This window comes from Akkermansia sp. N21169 (assembly GCF_029854675.1).
Classification (GTDB): Bacteria; Verrucomicrobiota; Verrucomicrobiia; order Verrucomicrobiales; family Akkermansiaceae; genus Akkermansia.
In genome coordinates this window covers 1-23,238 of the sequence record NZ_JARWNC010000011.1, presented here as the reverse complement: position 1 = coordinate 23,238, position 23,238 = coordinate 1, and the positions used below count along the sequence as shown (strand labels likewise).

At 54.8% G+C, this 23,238-nt stretch carries 14 protein-coding genes; 11 read left to right on the top strand and 3 right to left on the bottom strand.

Annotated elements, in window-relative coordinates; translation table 11 throughout:
- On the bottom strand, positions 1 to 3,853 hold a 3,853-nt coding region (locus QET40_RS00195), incomplete at its 3' end, for an autotransporter-associated beta strand repeat-containing protein (RefSeq protein ID WP_280125149.1).
- A gap of 289 nt (positions 3,854 to 4,142) precedes the next feature.
- Here QET40_RS00195 and QET40_RS00190 point away from each other — a divergent pair.
- From QET40_RS00190 to QET40_RS00140, 11 genes are all read left to right on the top strand, one after another.
- Entirely contained in the window at positions 4,143 to 5,003 is an 861-nt protein-coding gene (locus tag QET40_RS00190; RefSeq protein ID WP_280125148.1) for a rhomboid family intramembrane serine protease, read from the top strand.
- 74 nt (positions 5,004 to 5,077) lie between these two features.
- Positions 5,078 to 6,598 (top strand): YifB family Mg chelatase-like AAA ATPase, encoded by a 1,521-nt coding sequence (locus tag QET40_RS00185; protein ID WP_280125147.1) that lies wholly within the window; start codon positions 5,078 to 5,080, stop codon positions 6,596 to 6,598.
- A gap of 129 nt (positions 6,599 to 6,727) precedes the next feature.
- A complete protein-coding gene (leuC, locus tag QET40_RS00180; RefSeq protein WP_280125146.1) occupies positions 6,728 to 8,161 on the top strand; it encodes a 3-isopropylmalate dehydratase large subunit in 1,434 nt (477 codons plus the stop codon).
- Between the two features lie 4 nt (positions 8,162 to 8,165).
- Positions 8,166 to 8,777 (top strand): 3-isopropylmalate dehydratase small subunit, encoded by a 612-nt coding sequence (gene leuD, locus QET40_RS00175; protein WP_280125145.1) that lies wholly within the window; start codon positions 8,166 to 8,168, stop codon positions 8,775 to 8,777.
- A 35-nt stretch (positions 8,778 to 8,812) separates the two neighbouring features.
- Positions 8,813 to 9,940, top strand: coding sequence for a hypothetical protein (locus QET40_RS00170; RefSeq protein WP_280125144.1), 1,128 nt, complete (start codon positions 8,813 to 8,815; stop codon positions 9,938 to 9,940).
- 61 nt (positions 9,941 to 10,001) lie between these two features.
- Positions 10,002 to 11,588, top strand: a complete 1,587-nt coding sequence (locus QET40_RS00165; RefSeq protein ID WP_280125143.1) for a S1C family serine protease — start codon at positions 10,002 to 10,004, stop codon at positions 11,586 to 11,588.
- 3 nt (positions 11,589 to 11,591) lie between these two features.
- Positions 11,592 to 13,181: a PDZ domain-containing protein gene (locus tag QET40_RS00160; protein ID WP_280125142.1), complete on the top strand. Its 1,590-nt coding sequence runs from the start codon at positions 11,592 to 11,594 to the stop codon at positions 13,179 to 13,181.
- A gap of 25 nt (positions 13,182 to 13,206) precedes the next feature.
- On the top strand, positions 13,207 to 14,358 hold the full coding sequence (locus tag QET40_RS00155) for a 3-dehydroquinate synthase (protein WP_280125141.1): 1,152 nt from the start codon (positions 13,207 to 13,209) through the stop codon (positions 14,356 to 14,358).
- A gap of 200 nt (positions 14,359 to 14,558) precedes the next feature.
- Positions 14,559 to 15,311: a 3-deoxy-manno-octulosonate cytidylyltransferase gene (kdsB, locus tag QET40_RS00150; RefSeq protein ID WP_280125140.1), complete on the top strand. Its 753-nt coding sequence runs from the start codon at positions 14,559 to 14,561 to the stop codon at positions 15,309 to 15,311.
- Positions 15,312 to 15,318: 7 nt separating this feature from the next.
- Positions 15,319 to 16,938, top strand: a complete 1,620-nt coding sequence (locus tag QET40_RS00145; protein WP_280125139.1) for a CTP synthase — start codon at positions 15,319 to 15,321, stop codon at positions 16,936 to 16,938.
- Positions 16,939 to 17,007: 69 nt separating this feature from the next.
- Positions 17,008 to 18,558 (top strand): sodium:solute symporter, encoded by a 1,551-nt coding sequence (locus QET40_RS00140; RefSeq protein WP_280125138.1) that lies wholly within the window; start codon positions 17,008 to 17,010, stop codon positions 18,556 to 18,558.
- Here the strand turns inward: QET40_RS00140 and QET40_RS00135 are convergent.
- Both QET40_RS00135 and QET40_RS00130 read right to left on the bottom strand, forming a co-directional pair.
- Positions 18,555 to 19,340 (bottom strand): hypothetical protein, encoded by a 786-nt coding sequence (locus QET40_RS00135; RefSeq protein ID WP_280125137.1) that lies wholly within the window; start codon positions 19,338 to 19,340, stop codon positions 18,555 to 18,557. The two genes, QET40_RS00140 and QET40_RS00135, sit on opposite strands and share 4 nt — an antisense overlap.
- Before the next feature lie 122 nt (positions 19,341 to 19,462).
- Positions 19,463 to 23,238, bottom strand: a 3,776-nt coding sequence (locus tag QET40_RS00130; protein WP_345783033.1) for a hypothetical protein, incomplete at its 5' end; no start/stop codon positions are given.

Below are 23,238 nucleotides of genomic sequence, written 5' to 3'. Positions count from 1 at the left end.
GGGAACTTCCCTTGCCGATCTTCAGCGTCCCGGCCGTCAACGTCGTGCCGCCCGTATAGGTGCTCTCGCCGGTCAGCTCCTGGCTCCCGGTCCCGTTCATCTCCAACGACAGCTTGCCGGAACCAAGGCCCGTCATGTTGCCGTCCTGAATGATCCCCGAGAAGGAGTAATCCTTGTCCGGAGTCAGCGTCAGCTTATAGGTCTTTCCAGCGGCAGAATCCTTATGCGTCGACACCCAGCCATCTCCCGAAAGCCCCTTGATGGAAGCGCTGTCCGCCTGGACATTCAAGGCGGAATTGCCATTCAGTGTCACTGACGAACGGGCCAGAGCATTGGCGTTGCCTAGAACAAGCTGGCTGCCGTAAACCTTGCCGGGTTCGCTTTTCGTATCCACGACGGAGACATCACCCGAGTAATCGGCATTGTCACCCGTCAGGAACACGAAGTAGTCCCAGCCTCCCTTGGCTTCTTCCTTGCCATGGCCTGGATTAGTCCCACCCCATGTCGTATCGCGCAGGGAATTGATGATTTTGAATTCACCTTCTCCCTGGAGATTTGCAACACTGATCGTATGCTGCATCAAACTGCCGATCTGAAGGGCAGCTCCCTTGGAAATCGTCACCGGACCGGAAAGAAGAACTTCTTCCTTGGAATGATAAATGGTATTGGTTCCGGAAAGAACCGCAATTTCATGAGACAGCGTTGCGCCATCTTCATCAATCAGAGTCAGCTGGGCCGTGCCGCTCTTGGAATCGAACGTAATCTTGCCATCCGCCAAAGCCTCCGCATTTCCCATCACAACGATACCGCCCAGGATATCCGTTCCGCCTTTATAATCGCTAGAATTATTAATTTGCAGAGTCCCGGTTCCGGCCTTGATCAACTTGCCGACACCATCGAACCCATGATTCATCGTAATGGTATAGACGCCCGTATCGAACGTCGTTCCATTGGTACTCATCAAGTGGATTTTGACATCGGCGTTGTTAAATCCGCTTGCCGCTCCATTACTACTATTGGATGTCGACCAATTCGCTGAAGCACGTACCGTACCATCTCCCAATTGAATATTCGTAGCTTCGTAAAGCCCGGATGTCACGGTTCCACTCTGAGGAGCTCCCGTAAACTGATCCCGAATATTCTTGATGCCATCGCCTCCTATCACCAACAAATTGTCCTTACCGGAATATCCATTGGAGGGATCTCCCATAATCAAGGCATTATTCTTACGGTCATTATTGCCATTGCCATTAGATTTATTAAAATCCAGACCTTTGACTGTCATCTCCCCATCAATTAAATTGATTACAGAATACCCGTCATTCCCAAACTTTAAAACACCATCACTTAGATTAAAAATACTCCCTCCCTGGATATTGATCGTTGTATGCGAATTCCCCCAGCCCCAATTATTCAATTGGACAGTCCCGTTTCTCGTCAAATTCAACGTCGACTTCCCGGTAAGATTCAAATCCTGAACAGCCCCACTCGCATTCACAGACCATGTCCCGCTATGAGTCATGGTCGTATTGTCCAGATTGACATACGTTCTCCCCGTAGCATTAAATGCACCATTGGAAGTTACCGTCGTATTTTTGAAATTAATCGTACCGGACGACGCGGAAAAGCCATCTTTTCCAAAGGCGATTGCCTGATTGATATCGGTTCCGTCAAATGTAGTCGTACCAGCAGAATGAACGTATTTACCGCAAGAGAACGATGTCGATTTGATCGTCAAATTCCCTCCGTCCGTATGGGACAAATTCCCCGTTCCAGAGATAGTGCCGTAATAGGTTGACGACACATTACCATACAAACGAATAACACCTCCTCCTTCCACTATTTCAATATCATTGTAAATTTGGCTAGTTGTTACCTTCGTCACCACGCCACCCCCATTCAAAATGATTTTGGGAGCATTGGCATCATCCGATCCTATTTTGAGGACATTAAGAGAATCATCCCAATCGATCAATCCCGATTTCATCTCAATTGTCCCGTGAAATCCTTCACCCACCTTAAGTGTCGTGTGATTACCGTCACCACCTCCCGTTGCACTCAAATTTCCTCTACCCCATATCTGCAAGTGTCCTCCTTCCGTCAGTTCCTGATGATCGAAATTCGACAAAATGGAAGAAGAACTGCCAAGCTGCAAGGTTCCATTTTCATCCAAAGTAATTTGACCCGGGTCGCTATTGGTCGGAAGAACCAAAGTCCCATCAGTAACGGTGGTGTTGCCTCCCGTTCGAACCACAATTCCATCACCAAATGTCACATCAGCTCCGCCTCCGACAACAATATCAAACTTCCCACCCAGAGAACCTGCACCTCCAAACGCATATTCACCACCGGTAAACGACACCTTACCGGGCGACAAGGCTCCAACGACACTTACATTGCCTGCATGTTCGGAACCGAACGTCACATTGTCTCCGTCGAAATAGACATCACTGGTAGAAGTCCCCGTTTTGACCCATCCGTTTCCGATGGCTTCCCACACGCCGGCAGAACCTCCGTTCCAAGTTATATCACCGGCAGCAAGATATTCGAGATTCGCCACCGTGATCGTTCCATTGCCATAGACAAAATCAGCCTGGGCTCTCTTGGTAAAGACAATGTTCCAATGAGATTCATCTCCCCCAAAATTATGCCCGTCTACTTGAACCACCGTAACGGCAGAGCCTCCCGTCGCATAATCGCCGCCCAATTTCAAGGTCGTTACGGAAGTACCGTCATATGAGATCCCGGATGCTTTCAAGGGATCGGACGTCGAAAGCGATATCGCCGTATCATTCGCCAGACTTAATGTTCCTTTGATATCCAAAGCAACAGTCGAAAGAAGATTCGTCGAGGCTGCCAGGGTCACTCCTCCATTGCCCAGTGCCGATACATTCGAAATTTCCAGCATCCCGGCAGAAATAGTCGTACCTCCCGAATACGTATTCTCACCACTCAGCACCAACGTGCCTTTCCCGACTTTGATGATCCCGCCAGCCGAGCTGCCGTCATTGACGATCTGGGCTCCTATGGTAATGACCTTGCCGTCGCCCACGGCCGTCGATTCCGAAGCAACAGTCGCCCCCGTATCAACGGTCAGATTGCCACCGAGATTGATAATCGACGGATCCGTTTGATTCGGAGCATCCGCACTTGCACTTCCTCTCGTATTTAACATGAGCCCCTCCCATGTCCAATCGGAATCCATAACCCCCAAGGTTCCGCCACTGAAATGGATACTCGTTTGGCGCGACTGCGTTAACCCGCCCGAACCAATATTCAAACGACCCGAGGTCATTCTGAAATAATTATGTATCTCTCCATCCGCCCCCGTCCCGGCCGTAAAGCCAGTTGTACCCGGAAGATCCCACCGATCACCTCGTCCGACAAATAATTTTTTTAAATTTGCCGTCCCCCCCTCAATCGTAATTGTAGAATCCCGGTTAATGAGAGCCCTGTCTGGGCCACCCAGAAACAGCCACGTATCGCCGGAAACATTCAACTCGCCACCGGCTTTCAACGATAAAATTGTCTGACTCCTCCAGTCTCCCAGCTTCACCGTCGTCGCACTCATGGTTCCGCTGATATTGATATTGATGACATTATTGGTTCCAGAGGTAGTAAATGTCTGAGCCAAAAATGTTGAAGTAGACTCCAAGGTCAACGTCGATTCCGTAATGGCAGCACTCGCACTCGTCGAAGAGTTTCCAAGAGTATAATTAGCGTCTGCAGCTCCAAGCGTTTCCCCGGCAGCCACGGTAACTGTACCGGTTACGGCAGAACTAGTGCAGACACAAAAAGAAGACATGCAGGCCATGACAGCGGCCTTCAGAGAAAGGGGAAGTCGAAGTTTCATAGAGAAAAAGAAGTAGAATTTCATTCTCTATATCGAATCTCAAATCCGCTAGCAAGTAAAAAAACGCATTGATCATCCAAACGTTACTCAACGATATCCATAAAAACGACGCAGAAAAAACAATATTATTATATGCTGATAATAAATTAATTATATCTACATCAAGCGGATTTGAGAACCGTTCATTTCAGTTTAATTATAATCAAACGTATATAAAATTATTTTTCTCTTTTCCGGAGACAGAGGGAACACTTGTCACCCTCCCCCTCACCGATATACTAAAAACATCATGAGCATTCTCGACAGAGACTGGATGCATTCTTCCGCCAAAACCGGGAGTCCGGGCAGCATTGATATCGTCAAAGGACTGGTTATCATCAATACCGTTGTCTTTCTGATCGGCTTCTTCCTCAGGGGAGACGGTCATACCGATTTTCTGGAGATTTGGGGCTGTTACAGTGTTTACACCGTCTTCGACATGGGACAGATATGGAGACTGATCACTTACCAGTTCCTCCATGCGAATCTGGGACATATCGTTCTGAACATGGTGGCATTGTGGTTTTTCGGGCGGCCTGTCGAACGCATTTTCGGTCCGGGTAAATTTCTAATTTTTTACCTGTCATGCGGTGTGGCGGCAGCCCTGTTTTCCTCCGTCCTCGGGTATTTCGGCCTCTGGGACGCAGGAACCCCGGGAGGAATGGAAAACGCATGGAAGTACATCCCGATGGTAGGAGCTTCCGGTTCGATTTACGGAGCCATTGCCGCATGTGCCGTTCTGTTTCCTGATGCCAGGGTACAACTGCTCTTTCCGCCGGTCGACATGAGCGTCCGAACCTTCTCTCTGGCTATCCTGGGCATCGCCCTTGCAGTGATAGTCATGGATTGGAACAACGCAGGAGGAGAAGCCGGACATATGGGAGGAATACTCATGGGGTTCGCCATCATGGGAATCCGTAAACTGCTGCACCGTTCTCCCGTAAACAACGGGCCATATGCCGAAAGAGAACCGCGAGCCTCGCGAATGCAATCTCCTTCCCGGGAGGAAATCGATGCCATTCTGGACAAAATCGGCCGACAAGGACTCGACAGCCTCACGGAACACGAGCGCAACGTTTTGAAGCAGGCTTCCCAAAGCAAAAAATACTAGTCCATTCGCGAGGATACAAGATTCCGCAAGGAAATAATTTTGATTCGCTTCGGAAAACTGTATATTGCCGCCGTATGACAGCGAGACTCTATTCGGCATCCATCTCCGGCATCGACGGAGTGGAAGTAGAGGTCGAGGCGGATATCCGCCCCGCACCGGAACCCCATATCCTTATTGTGGGCCTGCCGGACACAGCCGTCAAGGAAAGTACTCAGCGCGTGGAGTCCGCCATCACCAACAGCGGACTGAATCTGCCGCTCGGAACCATCGTTATCAACCTGGCTCCAGCCGACCTGAAGAAACAAGGCCCCGGTTTCGACCTGCCCATCGCCATGGGAATCCTGACCTGCGCCACGAACGCAAACTGGGAAACCGAGGCATGGGCCATCATCGGCGAACTGGCGCTGGACGGCTCCGTCCGGCCTGTCAAGGGAGTTCTGCCACTCGTCATCGAAGCTCGCAACCGCGGGAAGAAAAACATCGTCGTCCCCCAGTCAAACGGCATGGAAGCCGCAGCCGTCCAAGGAATTGCCGTCTACCCGGTTGAAACTCTGAAAGAAGCCTGGAGACTCGTCTCCGGAGAGCTCATGCCACGGCCTGCCATCTGTCCTCCCACAACCTTTGAGGCAGAGTACGATGTGGATTTCTCCGAGGTCAAAGGCCAGGCCTATGCGCGCCGCGCCCTAGAAATAGCCGCTGCCGGAGGCCATAACATCCTCATGAGCGGCAGCCCGGGATCCGGAAAATCCATGCTTGCCCACCGCATCCCGACCATTCTCCCTCCATTGACGGACGAAGAGGCGCTGGAAACCAGCAAAATACACTCCGTCTGCGGCTTGTTGAAGAGGGATGCCGGACTGATGCGTACACGTCCCTTCCGAGCGCCCCACCATACCATTTCCGATGCGGGCTTGATGGGAGGAGGCTCCAGCATTGCCCCGGGGGAAATATCCCTGTCCCACAACGGCGTCCTCTTTCTGGACGAACTACCCGAATTCCGACGTCAAACGCTGGAAACCCTCCGCCAACCCCTGGAAGCCGGGGAAATCATCATCTCCCGAGCTTCGGGCACCATGACCTTTCCCGCGCGTTTCATGCTCGTGGCGGCGATGAACCCCTGCCCCTGCGGCTATCAGGGAGACCGACGGCATGCCTGCAAATGCAGCCCAGCCCTGGTGGAAAAATACCGAAAGAAAATCTCAGGGCCTTTGCTGGACCGTTTCGATATGATCGTGGAAGTCCCGGCAGTCGAGCCGTCCACCCTTGTCTCGGCCCCAGCCGGAGAACCATCTGCCGGCATCCGGTCCCGTGTAACAGCCGTCCGGGAACTCCAGCACCGACGCTACTCCGGCACCCGTTTCCGGACAAATGCGGACATCTCCGGCAAAACGCTCCAGGCCCACTGCCGTCCCACTCCGGAAGCCACCGGCATCCTGACTCAGGCCATCGAACAACTGGGGCTTTCCGCCCGTGCCCACGACCGCATCCTCAAAGTTGCCAGAACTATCGCCGACCTGGCCGGCAGCGGTTCCATCACCGAGGAACACATCTACGAGGCCATCCAGTTCCGCGCCTTCGAAAACCGCCTCCGTTAACCCCGCCCGACCCAAGGCGCCAATCCCTTTATCCGCCTCCGTACAAGGACAGGTAAGACACAAAGTCTCCATAAATTACACCCTTGCACCTTGACGAAGTTCCCCCTGAAGTAGATGCTGGCTCTAGCTATGGGAAAAACGCTTTTCCAAAAAATATGGGATGCGCACTCCGTCTGCACACTGCCGGACGGACGGACGCAATTGTTCATCGCGACGCACCTGCTGCATGAGGTAACGTCGCCGCAGGCGTTTGGCATGGTCCGGGATCTTGGTCTCAAAGTCGCCTATCCGGACCGTACATTCGCCACCGTGGATCACATCATTCCCACGGACAACCAGCAGGAACCTTTCGCCGATTCCCTTGCCGATGCCATGATTCGCGAACTACGCAAAAATTGTACAGAAAACGGCATCCGTTTCTTCGATCTTCCCACCGGCAACCAAGGTATCGTCCACATGGTTGGCCCAGAACTGGGCATCACTCAGCCCGGCATGACGATCGTCTGCGGGGATTCCCATACCGCCACCCACGGAGCCTTTGGGGCCATCGCCATGGGCATCGGCACAACCCAAGTGCGTGACGTACTCGCCACGCAGAGCCTTGCCATGAGTCCGTTGAAGGTTCGCCGCATCAATGTCAACGGACGGCTTGCTCCCGGCGTCACCGCCAAGGATGTAGCCCTGTACCTCATCGGGTTGCTCGGAGCCAAGGGAGGTCTGGGCTTTGCCCACGAGTACGGCGGTTCCGTCATCGACGCCATGAGCATGGACGAGCGCATGACGCTCTGCAACATGGCCATCGAAGGAGCAGCACGCTGCGGTTACGTCAATCCTGACGAAACGACTTTCGAATACATCAAGGGACGCTTGTTCGCTCCGCAAGGCGCCGACTGGAACAAGGCCGTCGCCCGCTGGAAAAGCTTTGCATCCGATGCCGATGCCATTTACGACGAAGTGCTTGAAATCGATGGAGCCTCCATCGAACCTACCGTGACCTGGGGCATTTCCCCGGATCAAAGTATCAGCATCAACGGCACAATTCCCTCCCCCGACCAGGCGCGCAATGAAGACGAACGCAAAATGACCCGGCAGGCGCTGGAATACATGCGTTTCACCAGCGGCAATCCGATCAAGGGACAGGAAATCCAGGTTTGCTTCATCGGTTCATGCACCAATGGACGCATTTCCGACTTCCGCAAAGTCGCCGGTCTCATCAAGGGGCGTAAAGTCGCTTCCGGAGTAAGGGCCATTGCCGTGCCGGGTTCCCAAATGACGGCGCGCCAGTGCGATGAAGAAGGCATTTCCGCCATCTTCCGAGAGGCCGGATTCGAATGGCGCCTGCCCGGGTGCTCCATGTGCCTGGCCATGAATCCCGACAAACTCGTTGGAGACCAGATTTGCGCCAGTTCCTCCAACCGCAATTTCAAAGGACGTCAAGGCAGTCCCACGGGCCGCACTATTCTGATGAGTCCCGCCATGGTCGCTGCGGCGGCCCTGACGGGCCGGATCTCCGACGCACGGGAAGTCTTCTCCGGAACCCAAAACCAATCCAATCTTTCCTAAAGCCATGCCACTCACACCAGTCATCCGCATCAGCGGTACCTGCGTCCCCGTTCCTGGAGCTGATATGGATACGGACCGCATCATTCCATCCCGCTTCCTCAAGTGCATCACCTTCGATGAACTTGCCGGCACCATGTTCTGGGATGAACGCTTCAATGCCGATAACACCAGCAAGAACCATCCCATCGACGATCCCCGTTTCGCTGGCGCTTCCATCATCATCGGCGGCGTTAATTTCGGCTGCGGTTCGTCGCGGGAGCACGCTCCGCAAGCCATCAAACGTTCCGGAATCAAAGCCATCATCGCCGGTTCCTTCGCCGAAATCTTCTTCGGCAACAGCACCGGCATCGGCCTCCCATGCGTCTGCGCCACACCGGAAAACCTCTCTGCTATCAACAAGGCCATTGAGGAAGATCCCTCTCTCGTCGTCACCGTCGATCTGGAATCCATGACGGTTTCCTGGCACGGAGGTTCAATCCCCGTCACGATGCCGGCCGAACCGCGCGAAGCTCTGACGACCGGTCGTTGGGACGCCATTGCAGGCTTACTCGTCAATGCCGAACTCATCGCAGCCAAGGATGCCGAACTACCTTCACCCGGGGCACGGCATTCCTAACTCAACCAACTTCCCATCCCCCAGATCCCACCCCTATGATTTTTCGTCTTTCCGAATTCGTCCAACACGGCAAAATCGACAACAGTACCAAAGGCACCGTCCTGCTGGAACTGTGGCTCAAGGGGTGTGATCTACCCGTACGGTTCCAGCTCGAGGGCGATTGCTTGAGGGATCTGGCCGGCTGCGTCGCCGAGTTCTCCCTCCCAAACGCCCGGAACACTCCGGAACAACTGTCCAGATTCGACTTTTTTTCATCCTTGGAAGAAGGTCTCGTCGGCGATTTGACCGCCTCCCGGCGCATTGTATCCCCGTTCAACAGCAAAACACTGAGTAACCAGCTCTATCTGGAATGGTTTTCCAGAAGGCACGGCATGTTCCTGTTGGAAGTGGACGAATTCAAAATTAGAACCTCCCTCCCGGACTGGATCATGACCAAAGAGGACGAACAAGCCCAGGTCATGTGCAACCAGCAAACATTGCGGGATTATGTCGCCTCATGGATCGACCAGTATTCCCACCACCAGGAAGATACGGATCCCCTCCCGGACAGCCGCTGGGATATCCGCCTTCGCGAGGCAGAAGCCTCCGCCGTCGCTTTTCAGGAAATACACCGCAAGTACAAAACGGAACTCTTTGCCGATACGCGCGAAGCATTCGTCATGGGATGGGACGACACTCTGGGAGAACTGGCCGCTTCCGATGAAAACGGTACGGTTGTTTCCAGCCGGATCTCCGGCGGATTGACCCTGTTCGACATTCTCGACGAAGACGAAGCCATCGACGCCCAACTGGGCATGTCGCATCCGTTGTTCCAGCAAATCATGAAGTTGTCCGAAGCCGCCCAGCGTCTTTTTGCCTCGGCCATCTCCCAGGAACAGGCCTATCCGAATTCTTTGAATCCGGACATTGCCACCATTTTCTCGGTTCTCCGGTACGTCACTCCCAACACACTCTCCTGCATTCTCCAGATCAATGACGGCAATGCCGACTGCCTGCTTCTATCCCAGAAACTTTCCCGCTGTGCGGAACGCGTCGCCCAGGCCATCAATACCATGCCGAAACTCGACATTCGCGGAGGAAAACGCATGAGCCAGCAGCTGGAAACCTTGCATCAGGACATTGTTGCCTTGATGCTTAGCCTCTCCAAACAAGGTAAAAGATAACTCCACGCCGGAAGAACCGGCATTGCACCGACGACGCTCCCTACCCCTCCATTAGACCGTCATGAACAAGATACTGTACCGCCTCTTGCTGCCGTGCATCCTGATAGGCCTTTCGCCGGCCCAGGATGCCATCGACGCTCCATCCGTCTCCGAATACGGAGTTGAGAAACTCATGTCCGGCCTGATCCCGACTTCCGGAGAACAATACAAAGGCATTGTTAAAGTCGAAGTCGATACGCTCAATCCCGACTATTCCATGCCTTGGCAACCAGGAGACTACCGCGGAGGCATCGGTACGGCCTTCCTCATCGGCAAACGGACCTTCCTCACCAATGCGCACGTTGTCAGTAACGCCGAACGTATCAATATTTCCCAATACGGTTCCTCCCGGAAAATTCCAGCCCGGGTCAAATACGTCGCCCACGACTCCGATCTCGCGCTGCTGGAAGTCGCTGAAAAAGACTTTGCACCCTTTGCGGAACTCCCCTATCTGGAACTCAGCAAGGAATTGCCGAAATTGGAAGACGAAGTCCGCGCCATCGGCTATCCGATCGGGGGCAGCCGCCTTTCGGTCACCCGCGGGGTCGTCTCCCGCATTGACTTCATCCCCTACTCCCACCCCCGGGTCAACAACCACCTCGCCGTCCAGATTGATGCCGCCATCAACCCAGGCAACAGCGGCGGCCCCGTCCTGATGGGCAACAAAGTCATCGGCGTCGCCTTCCAGGGCATCACCAACGCCAACAGTACAGGCTACGTCATACCCATCCCCGTCATCAAACGCTTCCTCCAGGATATCAAGGACGGACAATACGACGAATACACCGACCTGGGCATCACTCTGTTCCCCATTTCCAACCCGGCCATGCGCAAGGCCCTCGGTCTGCCTGACGATGAAAAAGGCGTCCTTGTCGGCAATGTCGCCAAGGGAGCATCCAGCGACGGCATCCTCCAGACGGGAGATGTCATCATGAACGTAGACGGCTACGAGGTGGACAGCTCCGGCATGATCCGCCTGGACGGTGAAAACATCAGCATGAACGAGTTGATTGAACGCTGCTTCAAGGACGACATCATCGACATCGACATCATCCGCAAGGGTAAAAAGGAATCCGTCTCCGTCAAACTCGAACCTTCCGTCGCCAATAGCATCCTCTCTGCGGAATACGACAAAAAGCCACGCTACGTCGTCTGTGCCGGACTCGTCTTCCAACCCCTGCAAAGAGACGTCATCAATGCCCAGAGCGTTTCCTACTCCGATATTGCACTTGATCTCCGCGACTTCATCGAACGAGGAGGCGTTCTCAAAAACGATGAGCTCGTCCTGCTTACCAAGGTCCTCGACGACGAGATCAATTCCCAGCTTCCTCCAATCGGCTCCCATCCGATTGTCGAAAAAGTCAATGGAGTTCCCGTCAAGAGCCTTGCCCATCTGTATTCCCTGCTCTATCCGGAACACCCTCCGGTTGACTCGCCCTATATTACCATCGAACTGAAAGGCAACACCGAAGGCAGGCCTATCATTCTTCGTCGCAAGGATATCCCCCAGGCCAATGAACGTATTGCCCGGGAATACAACATCAGCAAAACCGCCTGCCTGGACAGCAACCGGGAACCCCTCACCGACAGCAAAGGAAAGGACAAATAAGTCATGTTGATCCGCCACATCTTCATTCTGGTCATCGGCGTATCCCTCGCCATCAGCTGCAAACCCAGAGATTACGACAAAACGGGAGGGCACTCCGACAGCCAACCCCAGGAAACGGAAAAAACCGCCATCACAGCAGAAGAGCCGCCCGCTCCGGCTCCCGTTCCCGAACCGACGGCGTCCATGGCCATCGTCCAGGTAACCCACCAGGCCTACAACCAGCTCCAGCCCTGGCAAAAAGAGGAGCCCTCCTACTCCCGCGGCTTTGCCATCTACTTGGGAGAAGGCCGATTCCTGACAGTCGAGCGCGTCATCCGCGACGCCACCTTCCTGGAGTTGATCTCCTCCGACGGCAGCAAGACGGTACCGGCCAGCGTGGCCTACTCCGATCCTGAATCCGGCCTGTCTCTCATCACGGTCAAAAACCCCGATGACGCATCATTCTTCTCCGACATGGTACCCGTACCCATCGGCAAGGATCTCCCCCTGAACAGTACTGTCCAGCTCTGGCAATTCTCCGATGAAGGACTTCCCCTCGTTGCCGACGGCACCATCCTGTCCGCCGAACCCTTCTCGGCTGACAACGATAGCCCGGCCTTCCTTTACAACAGGATACGGGCTGCCCTCAATCCCGTCACGGGCGGAGCTACCATCCCAGTTATTTCCGACGGCAAACTCGCCGGAATCAGTTTGAACTACAAGGAATCCAACCAGAAGGCAGTCACCGCCACCGTGCGCGTTATCAACGGGTTCCTCAACAATGCAGCAGGCAACAAGCCCGGATTCCCCGTCATGGGAATCCAGGTCGCCCCCCTGACCGACCCCGTCTTTCGGGAATACCTGAAGCTCGCACCTTCCGGCAACGGCATCTATATTACCAACGTCGTCCCCCATTCCAGCGCCGCACGCGCCGGCGTCAAAAAAGGAGACGTTCTGGAATCCATCAACGGGCATGCCGTCGACAATCGAGGACTCACGCGAGATCCCCTTCTCGGTCCCGTCCCTGCCGGTACTCTCATGCACGATTCCCAGAGCATCGGGGACACCATCCATATCACCATCCGCCGCGACGGCAAGCCCATGGAGCTCTCCCTCAAAATGGATCGGGACGCCCTCGACAAAGACATCATTTCCCTTGACCGGGCAGCCAACGCCGTCCCTCCCTACATCATCTACGGGGGATTCGTCTTCCAGAAGTTTACCGATCCCTACATCAAATCCCTCAAGGACAGAAACGACGGCAACATGCCCATGGAATTCCTGGAACTCCTGAACAACAAGGCAGACTATGCCAAAGAAGAAGCCGAGGAAATCGTTATCATCGGCCCGGTTCTCCCGACTCCCGCCACTTTGGGCTACAACAACAGCGGATTCTGCGCCGTCAAAAAAATCAATGGAGTCCCGGTCAAAAGCCTTGCCCATCTAGCTGAACTTCTCGACAAGCCGGGGGAAAGCGACATCATTGAAATCGAAACGAATAAAGTTCCTTTCAAGCTTTACGTATCCCGTTCCATGTGCGATGCTTCCAACGATGCCTTACAGCGCCGTGCCATCCCGGTTTTACGGCGCCTGCCGTCATCGCAACAATCATAACATCATTTAGAAAGGAGACTTATTTATGTCATGCAATCTCTTGACCCTCAATGTCTCATTCCCCTACCGCGTTTGTTCGACCAACAAATTGTTCTCCCCGGAGAACAGGGAACTGGCCGGCTTGCTGGAAGGCGGCAAAGGCATTCGTTGCCTCACCTTCATCGAAGAAGCCGCCAGCATAGCCATGCCCGATCTGGGGACAGCCGTCGCAGCATGGTTTTCCAAAACCATGAAGGAAGTCGACTTCCGGCAACTGATCACCCTGCCCGGAGGTGAACAAACCAAGCTTTCCATGGCTGTCTGGGAAAGGGCCCTGACCGCTATCCAGGCAGAGAACATGGATCGCCATTCCTACATCCTGGCCATTGGCGGAGGGGCCTTTCTAGACGTCGTCAGCTTTGCCGCCGCTACTGCGCACCGGGGTATCAGGCTCATCCGCATCCCGACCACGACACTTTCCCAGGCCGATTCCGGCGTCGGCGTAAAAAACGGCATCAACTTCCGTGGTGAAAAGAATTACCTCGGCACCTTCACCGTGCCCTGGGCTACAATCAACGACAGAGACCTCCTGATCCGCCAACCGGAGCATCTCAAAAGAGTCGGCCTCTCGGAAATCGTCAAAGTTGCCGTCATCCGCGATGCTCCGTTCTTCCAGTGGCTGGAAGAACACGCCGACGAACTGGCCCGCCTCGAACCGGACACTCTGACACACGCCGTCGAACAATCCGCCCTGTTGCACGCACGGCACATCGCCGAATCCGGCGATCCGTTCGAGCAGGGAACCAGCCGCCCCCTGGACTTCGGTCATTGGTCCGCCCACGAACTCGAAGCCCTCTCGGAATACTCTATCGGCCATGCCACTGCCGTCGCCATCGGCATGCACCTGGACATTGCCTACTCCGTCGCCATGGGCTGGATGCCTGCTGCCGACGGTCAAAGAGTCATCGACCTCCTCGTACGGCTGGGTCTGCCCGTCAGCAGCCCGATTCTTGGCCTCAGACGCGGTCCCCGGTATGCCGTACTCAGTGGTCTGGAACATTTCCGCCAGCACCTGGGAGGGGAATTAACCGTCCTGATGCTCAAAGAAATCGGCCAAGGGTTCGATGTCCACGAAATATCGTCCGATATCATGGCTTCCTGCATTTCCTCCATTTTGGAAGGGAAACGGCTTGTCTGACAAAACAGCCCCCCCTGTCTTTCCCACCAGGACCGGAGTACATCGCCTCCGGTCCTTTTTATTTTCCGCCGGGGAGGAGTGTATCCAGTTCCATGAGCCTCGCAACCAAAGGGTTCTCCATTTCAATGCAAAATGAATGAGGTTGACGCTGGACGAATTGCTCAAGGACTGGTAGTGTACCCCGAAGTGATTTTGAGAAGATGAGCGAACCTGTCGAACCGCAAGTTATTGGATTGATCCCGTCAAGATGGGGCTCGTCCCGTTTCCCCGGCAAACCGCTCCACATGCTGGCGGACAAGCCTCTTGTCCAGCATGTTTGGGAACGGGTTACCCGCTGTTCATCCCTGGCGGCCGTCGCCATAGCCACGGATGACGAACGCATCCGCAAAGCCGCCGAAAACTTCGGAGCACAAGTCATCATGACTTCTCCCGATCATCCGAGCGGCAGCGACCGCCTGGCGGAAGCCGTCCAGGCCTTTCCCGATGCCACCCACGTCGTCAATGTCCAGGGGGATGAACCGTTGATCGATCCTGTCCTTGTCGACTCGCTTGCCCAGTCCCTCCTGGCCGACCCCGGCCTTTCCATGGCAACCGCCGCATGCCCGATTGCCGATAAAAACGACTTCGATAACCCGAACGTCGTCAAAGTCGTCCTGGCTCGCAATGGCGATGCCCTTTACTTTTCCCGTTCTCCGTTGCCCTATCCGCGCAACGCCCCCGCCAATCCACCCCTGCGCCACCTTGGCATCTATGCCTATCGCAGGGATTTCCTGGAAAACTACGTCCGCTGGGAACCCACTCCTCTGGAAAAAACAGAGTCTCTGGAACAACTGCGCGCCTTGGAAAACGGAGCCCGCATCCGCGTTATCCTCACCGAACACGACGGAGTCGGTGTGGACACCCCCGAACAGGCCGTCCTCGTGGAACAAATCATTCTCAACAACCTTGCATAACCATCTTATGAAATACATCTTCGTTACCGGCGGCGTCGTTTCTTCGCTTGGCAAAGGCCTTGCCGCCGCATCCATCGGCACTCTTTTGGAACGTTGCGGCCTGAAGGTCACCCTGCAAAAGTTCGACCCCTATCTCAATGTCGATCCCGGCACCATGAGCCCCTACCAGCACGGGGAAGTCTATGTCCTCAACGACGGAGCCGAAACCGACCTCGACCTGGGCCACTACGAACGCTTCGTCCAATGCAACCTCTCACGCCTCAACAATCTGACCTCCGGACAGGTCTTTGAAAATGTCCTCCGCAAGGAACGCCACGGAGACTACCTCGGCAAAACCGTGCAGTACATCCCGCATGTCACCGACGAAATCAAGGCTCGCCTGTACGAGCTGACGGAAAAATCCGCCAACGTGGACGTCATCATTACGGAAATCGGCGGTACGGTCGGGGACATGGAAGGCCACATCTTCCTGGAAGCCCTTCGACAATTCGCCCTCGAAGTCGGCAAGGAAAACGTCTGCTTCATTCACGTCACCCTGCTGCCTTACATCAAGGCTGCCGGAGAAATGAAAACCAAGCCTACCCAGCAATCCGTCGCAAAACTGCGTGAAATCGGCATTCAGCCCGATGTCATCATCTGCCGTACGGAATATGACATGAGCGAGGAAGAACGCCGCAAGATTGCCATGTTCTGCAACGTGGAAGCCAAAAACGTCATCGCTTTCCGCGACGTAAAGAACACGATTTATGAATGCCCGCTGGATCTCAGCCAAGATAAGATCGACCGCATCGTCACCAAAAAGCTCGGTCTTGACGTTCCTGTTCCGGATCTCAAGAAATGGCAGGAATTCGTCGGTCGCGTAATCACGCCGAGCCACTCCGTCCGAATCGCCGTCGTGGGCAAATACATCTCCCTGCAGGATGCCTACAAGTCCATCTACGAATCTTTCACCCATGCCGGCGCCGCCAATGACGCCCGAGTGGAAATCGTCCGTCTCGATGCCGAAGACCTTGAAGAAAAAGGAGCTGAAGCCCTCATCGGCCATGTCGACGGCATCCTCGTTCCCGGCGGATTCGGGGACCGCGGCATCGAAGGCAAAATCGAAGCTGTGGAATATGCCCGCAAAAACAACATTCCCTTCCTCGGCATCTGCCTCGGCATGCAGGTCGCCGTCATCGAATACGCCCGCAACGTCTGCGGGCTGGCCAATGCCAACTCCACGGAGTTCGACAAGGAAACTCCCTACCCGGTCATCAGTCTCCAGGAAGAACAAAAGGGCATCGACGATATGGGAGCAACCATGCGCCTCGGAGCCTACAAAGCCGTTATCGCCAAAAACACGCTCGCCGAAAAGCTTTACTCCTCCAAAACGGCTTCGGAACGTCACCGCCATCGCTACGAATTCAATCCTGCCTACCGCGAAACCCTCGAAAATGCCGGGTTGAAAATCAGCGCGACCTCCGAAGGACAAGGGCTCGTGGAAATCGTCGAAATCCCCGCCCATCCTTTCTTCATCGCCTGTCAGTTCCATCCGGAGTTCCAATCCAGGCCCAACCATCCGCATCCCCTGTTCGCAGGGCTTGTCGAAGCTGCCTTGGAAGCCAAGGAAGCCAAAATCAAGGCCTAAACATCTCTCATCGGCACTCAGGCCGCAGGCGTCCCCTGCGGCCTGTTTCTTCCCCTGCCTCATCCGTTTATGCTCACTGACGCACTGGTCCTCTTCTTCTACTTCATTGCAATCTTCGGGATCGGCATCTTCGCCGGACGAAAACAGAAAAGCATTGAAGACTATGCCTTGGGCGGGCGTTCCCTCCCCTGGTGGGCCATCCTTGCCTCTATCATCGCGGCGGAAGTCAGTGCAGCAACGTTTCTCGGCTCCCCGGGAGAAGGCTACACCAGCAGGAATTTCACCTACGTCCAGCTTTGCATCGGTACCATCCTGGGCCGCATTGTCGTCGGGAAATTATTCCTGAAGCCCTATTACGACTACAATGTGGTCTCTATCTACGAGTATCTGGAAAAACGCTTCGGCCTCCTCACGCGCCGCATGGGGTCGCTCGTGTTCCTCATCAGTCGCGTACTCGCCAGCGGCACGAGACTCTATTTTGCAGGTATCCTGCTTGTCATCGCCTACCAATACATCTATGGAACGGTCGCCAATAAGGACGAAATCGTTAAATACTACACGATAGCCCTTGTCGTCATTACCATTGCCACCACCATCTACACGACCATCGGCGGCCTGAAAGCCGTCGTCTGGACGGATGTCCTTCAGGCCTGCGTACTAGCCGTCTCCATCATTTCCGCTCTGGCCGTCCTCTTCTTCAACATCCCCGGGGGCTGGGATACCATCACTTCCACGCTCAACCAACCCGGCGACTGGTCGGTATGGTCCTGGGGATTCGCCAAGGAAGGAGGCTGTGTAGATCAAATCTTCCACATTCTGGGAGAAGAATATACGATCTGGGCAGCTTTTCTCGGTTCCACCTTCGTCACGATGGCAACGCATGGTACCGACCAGGATATGGTCCAGCGCATGCTGGCCGGCAAAAACTCCTCTACCGGATCTAAAGCCGTCATCCTGTCCGGTCTGATCGATGTTCCCGTCGTCCTTGTTTTCCTGTTTACCGGTATCCTTCTTTACGTCTTCTATCAGTCCAATCCGGGACTCGACGTACCGACAAACAAGTTGGAGATCTTTCCCCACTTCATCATTTACAGCCTGCCTCCCGGAGTACGGGGACTTCTCGTCGCCGGCCTGCTGGCCACAGCCATGGGATCGCTCTCCACGGCATTGAACTCCCTGTCCACAACTGCCGCCAAAGACTGGTACCAAGGAGTTTTTCGCCCCCGTGCCACAGAAAAGGAACTTCTACTGGCAGCCAGGTGGGGCACCGTTTTCTTTGCAATCCTGTTGATCGTAGTCGGAGCCATTACGGCCAATTACGTCGTCCACCATGAAGAAGCCCGAATCATACCAATCGCACTGGGTATTTTCGGCTATACCTACGGCTCCCTGCTGGGGGTTTTCCTGCTGGGCATGCTGACCAAACGCCGTGGCTGCGACATGGGCAACTGTATCGCCATGATCACCGGATTCCTGGCCGTAGGAATCCTGAGCAAGCTCATCCCCATGCCGGAATCCCTGAACTCCTATATTCCGGAAATAGCCTTCCCCTGGCGCGTCACGATCGGTACGCTAGCCACCTTCTTCACTGGGATTCTGTTCAGAAAAAGCAAGTCCTAACCGGCAACATCCTTGTAGAGGGAAATTTCCTGAATCATTTGCAGTCCACCCCGTTCATCGGGAAGGAACAAAATGAGGAGACCGGAATAGCTTTCGCGGCGCAGCATCATCTTCCTCTCCATATACCATTGGGTCTTTCCCTTCTTGTCCCGGATCTCCTTCCGTATTTCCAGCGGATATCTTTCGGACGGAGCACTCTTGCCCGAGGATCCGAAAGTCCAATGACCTCCGGGCGTCAACAGCGCCAGATCCTTTTCCGTTTTCGGGACGGCCGGAGCATGCAACAGATAGGTGTTTTTCGTCAGATTCTGGAATAACGTGATGCCGGGCATGCAATCCGCTTCATCGACAAACAGAATATTGAACCCGTCCTTGCCGGGCAACAGCACACCCAGCATTCTGCTCCCATGCTTCTCGGGTAGGGGACAACTCAGCATAGGCATTCCGGAACACTCGGCCGCTTCCGTCGTATCATACAGGCGGATCACTTTGTCGTCGGGAAAAGGAACCCTCTTGGCCGGTAAACCAGTTCCGAGAGGCACAACGGAAACGATACCCGGGGACAGAGGCATCATGGCTGTCCGAACGCTATTCCCAACCATCTGGCGGGATTGAATGAATCGAATCCCCGTTTCAAGCTTGTCGGGAGGTGATACGAGCGACAACTGGGGAGAGGCGTCGTCCGGAGATGGAGTATCCGCCGCGGCTACGGCTTCTTCTCCCCAAACCGGGCACATGGCAAAGGCGGCTAGAGCCGCACAGGAAATAGTTCGAGAAAACATATGAAGTAGAGAAAGTAGAAAGATTAAAAAACAATCGGGAAGAATAACCTCTGTATTCTTCCCGATTGCTTTTGCTTTCTCAATAAGAATTATGGATCTGCTATAAAAAAGTGGACGATGGCTTACACTTCCTCAGGTGAGAGCCAACGGAAGGAAACCACGTCGAACTTTCTCCCGAACGCACGGTTGATATTGCTCAACTGGGTTCTGTCCAGTGAACCCGTACTCGTATTGACTTCATACGCAGCGGTTTCGGGGGCATTCGTCGGATCGACATAGTCCACTCCGCGCTTCACGACGGCTTCACACCAGGCGCGGGAGAGGATGCTCTTGCCGGACTTGGTCGTCAGTTCCCCGTACGCCCGGATGGTGAACGTATCGTCCCGCGTCGTCAGGATGTTGCCCAGCACGGCCAGGATGTCGGACTGGATCAGGTAGCCGGGCGCTCCCGTAAACACGTTGCCGCGCGCGGCCTCCGGGTTCGGATAGGGGGCGGAGGGATTCAGGACGGAGCTTTGCACCTGGTCGAAGACGGAGTTGATGCCCGTGTTGTCGATGGCCGCCTGGATGGCGCCTTTCAACCCGAGGTCTCCGGATGCGAGACGCCGGTTGACGAACTCGGCCATGTTGAGGAACGGGCCGCGCTTCTTGACTTCGGCGACGAGGTTTTCCGTCAAGCTGTCGAGCGTTCTCTCATCAAGCTTGCGAAGGTCGGACCATGCCTGGGCGACACCGTCGGTCAACCCATTGGTAATGCCAATGCTGCCGTAATCGTCCACATGGGACTGGTCGCTGCTGGCTACGCCGAAACGGGAGAAGTAGGCCGTGTTTTTATCCTGATTCATCAGCGTAATCCCGTTGGTCGAGGAGTTGAAAAGCAACTGGCGGTCCCTGAGCCCCTTGATGACGGACTTCCACGCTTTCATGGATGTAGAGTTCACATTGAAAGCGCCTTCGACGCTGACATACTTGGCCACTTTCTTGTAGCCGTCGGAATCGCTCAGTTCACTGATAACATCTTCAACTTTGTCCGCACCGGGATTCAAGGAGAAGCGGGAATTGGGCAGCACTTCCATGGAATTCGTGCTGGCGGTAGAATCCTTTCTCGCTCCAAGTACATCCTGCAATATCTTGGTGTATTCTTCCTTGCCACCATTGCCTCCGATTTGCGTGGGACGGTTGGAGATGGAAGAAGCGAACCAGGAGTCCCAGACGCCGTCGTTGGCCATCAGGGCGTGATCCCAGAAATCTCCGAGTTCCTTGTCTCCCGAGATTTCGCTGTGAATGAACACCCGGTCACCCGGAATCATGGGGTCGGCAAACGAGTTGCCAATACCGATTCCGGGAACGCCGGACTGGTAGGCAAAACGCTTTGCAATAGTCGCCGGGGAGTCATTGCCCTGGGTGTACCAGCCGGGGGTCAGGCGGGCGCCGGCAAATCCGGCAATGGAGTAGGGCGGATGAATGGGGATTTCCGTGGCGGAGATCTTGTTGATCTGTTCGGCGCCGGGGCCTCCGAAGGTCGTGAGGCGCGTTCCGTCGTTGTTCAGAACGTTGGCAATCGTAATCGGAGCAAATCCTTCCGGGTCGTTGTGGTGCTTGACTTCGAATTGGTACGGGCTGTAAGTACGGGACAAATCGCTGGCGGCCACCATTTGGCTACCCCAGAAGAGCGGTGAGGAGTGCTGCCAGATCTTGGTGCGGTAGTCCTTGTCTTCAGGGTAGGTACCGATCAACGGGCTCTGGCTCCACTTGACGGACAAGCCGTAGTAGGCAACAAAATCGTATTTCTGGGCACCAATACCGTCAGCACCCGTAGGTTTCTTGTAACCGGACTGAATTGAGGCAGGGTCCTTGTTATCGTACGGGTTTTCCGGATTCGCACGATCACGATATAATTCATGCGGCAGCTTGATTTCCTGGATGAGGGGTTCTTCCCAGATACCCCAATTCAGATTGTAGAAAGCCGGGGACTTTTTAGCAAACGAATCGGGCATGTCGCCCATGGACCCTCCTCCGGACTGAGTCAGTTTGTATTGTTTACCGACTTCATCCTGATCGAACAAACCCGCAATGCTGACATACGAGCTCATTTCACCGGAATCCTTTCCTTCATCCGTATACACTTGGGAGAGCACGGAGTTACGCGGTTGGACAGTCAAATCCTTGGCTTTGCTAATAAAATCGACCTTGGCTTTCCGGTACGTATGGGTAGGCGGAGAATTAGGCTGCGGAAATGTCGGGAAAGAAGAACTGCCGTAGAGAGAGTCGAAACGGATACCGCACCACACGAAACTCCAGCCATAGGCCGTTACCTGATACATATTCTCGGACCAGCCTTCCTTGAGGGGATAGTTGTCCACACGGAGGTCATAGTTGTTGTACTTGGCCATGGCCGGATGCGGTGCCACTTCGCGAAAGAACTGGGCAAGATTATTCGTCGGAGGCACCAGATCGCGATCAGAATCCGGCTGGGAATACATGACTATTTCCCCAGGTGCCAGGAAAGAGACCTCTCCCTTATCGGGCTCGCCTTCCACGGACATCTCCACCGTCTGGCGCAGGGAACTGCCGTAATCAGCCAAAGGCCGCTGGATACCACTGGAGAAGTGACCATAACCGAAGCCGCCCAGAGAAGTGGCATAGGAGGTATAAGAATCATCCGTAAAATTGGACAACAAAGAGTCATCGACGTAATTCGATTCACCTCTCGTGTAGCAATGATCGAAATCTCGGTAAAAGTTGTAGGCAGACTTCAGGGGCAGGAAGTGTTCCGCATTGATGTAGGTCCCGAAAGCTTCACCTTGCGCCCCTTCGAACTTCATACTCACGTTATACGGATTCCACCATACGCAGACAGGCGTAACAAAAGTACAGGGGACAATGAAACCCGCATTGGAAGCAGCAGGATATCCCCGAGTATCGCCCCAAGTCGAATAGACGTACCCGATGAAGTTGTACTGTCGCAGCATAATGGGATTGCGCATGTACGTGTAGCGGTTGTTCATCATCGTCGATGCAGCTTCGGCATCAGCCGCAACTAGCGTATAGGGTCTTTTGCCGTCCCACTTCAGTGTCGCCGAGGCGTCCTGGCCGTTGCGCACCGTCGCCCCGTCCCAGATGTTGGACCAGTAATAGAATTGCGGCCACGACGCGATCGGACGCACGGTGACGGCCGCATTGCCGTCTTCATTGTTGTACGGGCGCAGGCCGACGTCATGGCTGGCCGTCCGGAATTCGTCGGGAACTTCCTTCTGGGACATCATGATGTTCATGTCCTTCTTCAACCCGCCGAACTTGGAGTCCGTCTGCAGACCGGAGGCATACAGGGAAACGTCGTGGAAGAGGCTGGGAATGTCACGGGAATTGCGGGCCTGCAGCAGGACGGTGCCGCGCGTAATCAGGCGGGATACCTGTTCATCGTAGGCATTGCCTCCATCGGTGGAAAGGGTGCTGTTGAGCGAGGCGAGCTCCCGGATGGAGGAATTGTCCGGAGGAGGGGTGTTCCATGTCGCCCTCAGTTTGTCCACATCCTGGCGGAGCCTGTCCTTGTAGGCAGGCAGGTTGATCCGCGCCTTCTGGTTTTCCGCGCTGACCCACCAGGCGATGTTTTTGACCGTCCGGGAGTTTTTCTTGGAGACCGTGTCGAGCATGACGTTGGTGGAGTCGTCCACCTGCACGAGCCCGGCATAGATTTCGTCCTTGCGGTCGGCGCGCAATCCCAGAGTCCCTTCGCCGAGAAGAAGGATTTTGCGTCCCCGGTCGGCGCGGTCCTGCCCCAGGTCCTGGGAGACGGAATTCAAGCGGGTCAGGAATTCCATGCGGCTGTCGGAAATCAGCCAGCTTCGGAACATGTTCTGGCGGCCCTTGGTGTACGTGTCCGTCAGGGAATAATTGT

Coding starts and splice junctions, on each gene's coding strand:
- QET40_RS00190 (WP_280125148.1), top strand. CDS start 4,143: ATGAGCATTCTCGACAGAGACTGGATGCATTCTTCCGCCAAAACCGGG.
- QET40_RS00185 (WP_280125147.1), top strand. CDS start 5,078: ATGACAGCGAGACTCTATTCGGCATCCATCTCCGGCATCGACGGAGTG.
- leuC (WP_280125146.1), top strand. CDS start 6,728: ATGGGAAAAACGCTTTTCCAAAAAATATGGGATGCGCACTCCGTCTGC.
- leuD (WP_280125145.1), top strand. CDS start 8,166: ATGCCACTCACACCAGTCATCCGCATCAGCGGTACCTGCGTCCCCGTT.
- QET40_RS00170 (WP_280125144.1), top strand. CDS start 8,813: ATGATTTTTCGTCTTTCCGAATTCGTCCAACACGGCAAAATCGACAAC.
- QET40_RS00165 (WP_280125143.1), top strand. CDS start 10,002: ATGAACAAGATACTGTACCGCCTCTTGCTGCCGTGCATCCTGATAGGC.
- QET40_RS00160 (WP_280125142.1), top strand. CDS start 11,592: ATGTTGATCCGCCACATCTTCATTCTGGTCATCGGCGTATCCCTCGCC.
- QET40_RS00155 (WP_280125141.1), top strand. CDS start 13,207: ATGTCATGCAATCTCTTGACCCTCAATGTCTCATTCCCCTACCGCGTT.
- kdsB (WP_280125140.1), top strand. CDS start 14,559: ATGAGCGAACCTGTCGAACCGCAAGTTATTGGATTGATCCCGTCAAGA.
- QET40_RS00145 (WP_280125139.1), top strand. CDS start 15,319: ATGAAATACATCTTCGTTACCGGCGGCGTCGTTTCTTCGCTTGGCAAA.
- QET40_RS00140 (WP_280125138.1), top strand. CDS start 17,008: ATGCTCACTGACGCACTGGTCCTCTTCTTCTACTTCATTGCAATCTTC.
- QET40_RS00135 (WP_280125137.1), bottom strand. CDS start 19,340: ATGTTTTCTCGAACTATTTCCTGTGCGGCTCTAGCCGCCTTTGCCATG.